Below are 1,441 nucleotides of genomic sequence, written 5' to 3' on the forward strand. Positions count from 1 at the left end.
GTAGTAAATACCCTGTAGGAGTGGTCTATGGCCGCGATCGATGTTATAATGCGATCGCGGCCATAGACCACTCCTACAAAAATGATACCATTAAAAATCGAGCTTAAACGCTTGAAAATAAATGATTAACTCCATACGGAGTTTCTGAAATTTGGCCTTTATTCCAATTTAAAACGGAGATTAGAAATGCAAGGAGGCTTATCCACTAAGGCAGCATCTGTTACTTTATCAATAATATTGCCTCTCTTTGCCCTGGCACAGGAGCAACAATATACTCCAGCCGAAGACCTAACACTGCCAAAAATAATAGTTGTGCATGGCAAAATTGCGACCCCAATTCTTACATCCGACAAAAATTCTGTACCTGAACATTTGCAGGAGTTTGGATTATACCGCACCGGTCTTTATGCAGATGACGAGGATATTTCGACTGTAGCCTCATTCGCCACATTTGTTGATGTAAGACACAATAATATCGACCAAATACTGATTGCAAGAATGCAAGGTCTAAAATTATGGGTCGATGTACGTCGAGTATTTTTTACCAAGGAATCAGGTAATTGGATTAAACGACAGGATTATCTGGAACATTGGAAGGCCGCAAAGGATAATCTCAAATTATTTGAGAATATAATCTACGCCTTTGACCCTTTGGATGAACCATTTTGGAATACAAGAGAAACAATGCCGGAGGAAGCTTTATCAAATTACCTAATTGACATTGGACATATTCTTAAAAAAGATTTCCCCAACGCGAAAAGAGCTGTGACTTTCACAGCGTGGACATTAGGAAAAAGTTGGTTTTCCCAGAATATACCCGGGAATTATAACCTATTTGGAGCAGATGATTATCGAGGGATAGATTTTTCGAGCACGGTTGTACGTGATTTAATGGATAAGACTGAGCATCTAGATGCCAAATATTATTTGATTCCTCAGGCATTTTGGACCAATGATTCAACCTTTGCCGCTTATCTCTCCCAGGAACAGCTTATTAGCAAGGCTAGACAGGCTTATAATTTTGCTATTTCGCACCCGGATGTACAAGTGCTTCGTCCTTACCATTGGGATAGCTATGAATATGATCAATATATCTTTAAGGGGGTAGAAGATCAAAATAAACTGCGTAAAGAATACGAAAAAATAGGTATTGCAATTTCAAAATTCAGATGAAAATCAAGAAGTTTATCAAGGCTGCCTCCAGAGCGCTCCGTGCCACATGGGCTATTTTCGACCGCTCTGATCGGTGGCTTAATGGAATCCGAGATTCCAGACTGACATAGCTGAAAAGTAGATATTGGTTTTACGATTCGCCGCGCACAAGCCAAATCAAAAGGATCTCTACAAATTACATATTTTCCGCCTTTTCTAGCCAGAAAACCTCCAGAATAGGTAGTGTTCAGAATTCTGTGTCATTTCTTTACCATTAGCAAAAAAAAGA

At 39.4% G+C, this 1,441-nt stretch carries 1 protein-coding gene; it reads left to right on the forward strand.

Features of this window, described 5'->3' with window-relative positions; all coding sequences use genetic code 11:
• Positions 1–186 precede the first annotated feature (186 nt).
• Positions 187–1,173, forward strand: a complete 987-nt coding sequence (locus Q5Y71_RS16745; RefSeq protein ID WP_306043218.1) for a hypothetical protein — start codon at positions 187–189, stop codon at positions 1,171–1,173.
• Positions 1,174–1,441 lie beyond the last annotated feature (268 nt).

The organism is Microbulbifer sp. 2205BS26-8 (assembly GCF_030731025.1).
Taxonomy (GTDB): domain Bacteria; phylum Pseudomonadota; class Gammaproteobacteria; order Pseudomonadales; family Cellvibrionaceae; genus Microbulbifer; species Microbulbifer spongiae.

Bases quoted from the DNA above. Each gene is read 5' to 3' on its own strand.
- Q5Y71_RS16745 (WP_306043218.1), top strand. From the start codon at position 187: ATGCAAGGAGGCTTATCCACTAAGGCAGCATCTGTTACTTTATCAATA.